This is a genomic window from Deltaproteobacteria bacterium, assembly GCA_016930875.1.
In the GTDB taxonomy this organism is placed as follows: Bacteria; Desulfobacterota; Desulfobacteria; order Desulfobacterales.
Window position 1 is genome coordinate 1 of sequence record JAFGFW010000107.1, and the last position, 4,771, is coordinate 4,771.

The 4,771-nt window shown below is 46.4% G+C and carries 3 protein-coding genes; all 3 read left to right on the forward strand.

Going from position 1 to position 4,771, the window contains the following annotated elements; translation table 11 throughout:
* The coding region (locus tag JW883_09955) for a transposase (protein MBN1842588.1) at positions 1-842 on the forward strand (842 nt) is incomplete at its 5' end.
* A 211-nt stretch (positions 843-1,053) separates the two neighbouring features.
* Positions 1,054-2,187: a hypothetical protein gene (locus tag JW883_09960; GenBank protein ID MBN1842589.1), complete on the forward strand. Its 1,134-nt coding sequence runs from the start codon at positions 1,054-1,056 to the stop codon at positions 2,185-2,187.
* A 607-nt stretch (positions 2,188-2,794) separates the two neighbouring features.
* Positions 2,795-4,771, forward strand: a 1,977-nt coding sequence (locus tag JW883_09965; GenBank protein MBN1842590.1) for an HAD-IC family P-type ATPase, incomplete at its 3' end; no start/stop codon positions are given.

Here is a 4,771-nt window from a genome sequence, read left to right on the forward strand (position 1 = left end):
AAAGGTTTCGAATAAATCGATTCTGCGTTGTAGCTGACCGTGGCATGATCAGCGCTGATACCATGGAGAAACTGGAAGACCCAGATCGACACATCGCCTACATTCTTGGAGCCAGACTGCGCAAAGTTAACGAGGTCAAGCGTGACGTTTTATCTCGGCCAGGCCGGTATAAAGAGGTCTATGGCGAGGGTAAAAGCTCCAAAGATCCCGCACCGCTTAAGGTTAAGGAGGTTTGGGTACATGACAACCGCTACGTTGTCTGTGTCAACACAAAGCAAGCACGCAAGGATGCCGCAGATCGTAAAGCCATTATTGATGCCTTAGCAGAGCGGATCAAGAGGGGTCCCAAGAATATGATTGGCAACAAAGGATATCGAAAGTATCTCAAAGTAACCCCCGGTGGTATTACCGTGGATCAAGACAAAATAGCTGCCGAAACAAGGTTCGACGGCAAATGGGTATTGAAGACGAATACTGATTTGCCGACCGAAAAGGTGGCGTTAAAATACAAAGAACTCTGGCAGGTGGAGCACGTTTTTAGAGATTTGAAATCTATTCTTGAAACCCGGCCTATATATCACAAGGTAGACGAGACCATTAGAGGTCATGTGTTTTGTAGTTTTCTCGCCCTCGTACTTAGGAAAGAACTTGACCGTCGTCTTGATAAAGCTGGGCATTGTTTTGAGTGGGCTGATGTGAAGCAGGACCTCAAGGCCTTGCAAGAGACCGTCATAGAAGATAACGGAAAGACTCTATCTGTTCGCAGTGAGTGCCTTGGCACCTGTGGCAAGGTTTTTCAGGCAGTGGGCGTAGCCATACCCCCCACGATTCGTGAACTATGACAACAGCACCGTTAAAAGGTTTTGTAGTGCCAACAACTTCTTCGGCTGAGCTATGTCGTTGTTATTGCAGAATTATTTTTTGGCAACTGTAGAAGATTAGCTTAACATAACCTCTCATTTGGCACGTTCTGGCAGGGTCGCTGGCGTTCCCTGCCAGCCGGTCAATTCGAACGTTAAGGATACTTGGGAAAAAATAGAGGAAGCTAAGAGAATGAATCTAAAATTTACAAATATTGGATTATTCTTACTTATAATCGGTCAAACAACTTTAGCCTTTGCCCAACCGACACTTGTTGAACCGGCTTTTGAAGTACCAGTAAGCAAACTTCCATTGAAAACCTTCGACTCCAAAAATCTCAAATTCACGGCAATCGTCTGCCCAGATGACAAAAACATTTTCGTTTTCAAAGTAAACTGGCATGGAAACGTAGGAAGAAGAGAAACAATTCCGATGTGGTCGACAGAAGCATGCTTCGAGGAGGTTTGGGTGGCAAATGATGGACAACATATAATAGGAGCTACTTATGCAGAAGGTACACTTCCCTCAAACTACACCAAGGAAGAGATCATTTTCTCTTTCTTCAAAAATGGGCAATCTATAGGAGATATTGGGTTAAGTGAAATTATCAGCGATCTCTCAAAATTGAAAAAAACGCAATTAGGCTTCCGATGGGGAAATTTGAAAGGATTTAACGAAGCCGGTTATCTTGTGGCTGAAACGGTTGAGAATCAGATACTCATGCTCGATCCCACAACCGGAACGAAAGTAGAATTCAGACAAGATCAAGGAAAAGTTCCTTCAGACTTAAAAACTTACAGAAATTTTATGAACTGTTTCGAATTCGCCTATCCTAAAGATTATGAAATGAATAAGGGCGGCTTTTTACTTAAAAAAAGCGGTACTGGCTGGCTTATTGAAATCAACTTCGAAGATATCTCCCGATATCCATACCAAGAGTACAATCCGCAAGAAATGCCTTTTGAAAATTTCGCAATAGACAGGGCGAAAATAATGTTCTCTGCTGACGGAGCTAACGGCTCCCAGTACGCAACCGATGTTATCAAAAGGAACTGTTTCACGACGCTTAATAATCTTAAGGCACTTGAAATCTATCTGACAGTCGTTAGGGAATCCTGGCCGGTTTACGAGGATGGTCAAGAAGAAAAGGAAAGCCATATAGAAATCGAAAAATCACAAGAGGGACCTATTTACGCAGTTTTGCTATCAAAACCAGGCGATCCGTATAAGTTTCTGCTCTTAAATCTCACCGATGAAGGAAAGCATTTTCAAAAAGAAAAACAAATACTGAAGCATATAACCAATACAATTAAAATTTTAAGATAAGCCATCTTTGAGTTTGTAGATCGTGAGATGTCGTGAAAGAAAAACTAATCCCTATCGGGATAGGGACGCCCATCGCTGAGCGCCCCTCCCACACCACCGGACGTACGGGTCACGTATCCGGCGATTCGGCAGACTAAGCAGAAAGAGGTCCGGGGAGAAAAAGACCAAGCGCGATAAAATGAGCCCTTGGTAGAGCATACGCCACCCATTTTACTTTACTCATGCGCCAGGGGCCTTTACGGGAGCACCCGTTTAGAACAGCTTTGAGGTGCGGTATTCCGCGTTTCTTTAGTTGACGAATGGTACGGAACAGGGGGACGTTCTTAACTTTTGAACTTTGTGAAAGAATGGATGAGAAAGGTTAAAAGTTAAGAACGTCCCTAAGTGTCCCTCCGTATAATCACACCGCTATCGCGGCGCATTCTGCGGAGAACCTTCCGCTCATCTCGCGGCCCGTTATGTTTCAAAAAATAGAAAACAATAGTTTTGCTGGTAACAATGGCAATGCTTTTAACAAGTCACAGTAAGCACAAAGGAATCTCGTCAAACGAACTCCAACGCTATATCAAACACGTAGCTACTGTTACTAAATAAGGAGTATTAAATTATGGGAGGGTCCCGTAAATCAGAGTTTCTTGCGGCAAAAAGCGTTGTTCATGTTCCGGAGATGTCCTGGGCGCAGTCCTGGGAGGATACCGTTAAATCAATGGAGGTGGAGGTAAGCAAAGGCCTGCATGCGGAAGAACTCCGAAAAAGGCGGCAATTATTTGGTCAAAACATGCTGCGCGAAGTAAAGCCGAAAAGTTCTTTCAGCATACTGATTAACCAATTCAGAAATTTGATTGTATTTTTTTTATTTGCCGCAGCTTCTGTTGCTTTCATGTTCGGCGACCACGTTGAGGGCTTTGCTATTGGCATCGTTATTTTTATCAATGCCGCAATAGGGTTTGTAACAGAACTTAAAGGAGCACGCTCCATTGAGGCTCTCCGAAAGCTGGGAAGCGTCAGTTCCAGGGTGCGCAGAAATGGCACCGTATCTGAAATACCTGCCAAAGACCTTGTTCCCGGAGACATTGTTATTCTGGAAGGCGGAGATGTTGTTACCGCAGACTTGCGTATCGTAACTTCGTCAAAATTGCAGGCGGATGAGTCGGTCCTGACCGGCGAATCCCTTCCTGTTGAAAAGTCTCCGGAGGTTCTGCCGGAAAAAATATCTCTTGCTGAAAGGAACAACTTACTTTTCAAGGGCACGGCTTTAACCAGAGGCTCGGGCGAGGCCGTTGTCATTGCAACGGGCATGCAGACCGAACTGGGGAAAATCTCTTCCCTGGTCGAACAAACCCTGGAAGAGGAGACGCCCCTTGAAAAGCGGCTGAACCAGCTTGCCAACTGGCTCATCTGGGTCAGCCTGGGTATTGCTGTTGTTGTGGTGACTTCAGGAATTGTAGCAGGCCGTGATATGGTTCTGATGATCGAGACCGGCATTGCACTTGCAGTTGCCTCGATTCCTGAGGGGTTGCCCATTGTTGCGACAATTGCCTTGGCGCGGGGTGTGTGGAGGATGGCAAAGCGTAACGCGCTCATCAAGGAGTTGGCTGCAGTGGAAACCCTGGGTGCGACAAGTGTCATCTGCACAGACAAAACCGGCACCCTCACAGAAAATCGATTGACCGTGGTTGAGTTTATCCTCGATTCCGGAAAGATCCTCATTGATGCAAATAGTGATGATGCCAAAAACATATTTGTAACAGAGAGCGGCACTTCACTCATGCCCCATGAAAATTCTCCGCTTCAAGATGCCATAGAGGTAAGTGTGTTATGCAACAATGCCTCTCTGTCTGATTCTCGGGAAGAGGATAAGGCAGTGGGTGATCCTTTGGAAATCGCCTTTCTGACCATGGCTGCAAAAGCGGGTTTCACCCAGACCGAGACTGTCGGCAAATACCCGGAAGAAAAAGAGGTCGCCTTTGATTCCGAGATTAAAATGATGGCAACCTACCATAGGACGGATAGCGGTTTCAGGGTTGCTGTTAAGGGTGCGCCGGAGAGTGTGTTGGAGAGTTGTGCTTCGCTGCTGACTGCGGGCGGTGATCAAAAATTGACGGAAGACATCCGCAAAAAATGGATGGCCCATAATGACGCCATGGCTGCAAGGGGCCTCCGTGTTCTGGCTCTGGCCGAAAAGGACACTCAAGACATACATGACGAGCCGTATAAGAATCTCAAGCTGATTGGCCTGGTGGGCTTGATGGACCCGCCCCGTGAAGATGTACGTGAGGCGATTCAACTGTGCCGTGATGCGGGAATACGGGTCATAATGGCCACTGGAGACCAGGTTGTCACTGCCCGGGCAATCGGCAAAGCCGTGGGCCTTGTTCAGGAAGATGATGCCCCCGTGGTCCACGGACTTGATTTTAAGCAAGCAGCAGAGCTCTCGGCAGATGAGAAGAATCATATTACCAGCGTCAACCTTTTTGCACGAGTCAACCCCAGCCAGAAGCTGGATCTTATCGCTTTGCATCGTGAGAAACATGCAATTGTTGCAATGACCGGTGACGGGGTAAACGATGCCCCGGCATTGAAA

Bases quoted from the DNA above. Each gene is read 5' to 3' on its own strand.
- JW883_09960 (MBN1842589.1), top strand. From the start codon at position 1,054: ATGAATCTAAAATTTACAAATATTGGATTATTCTTACTTATAATCGGT.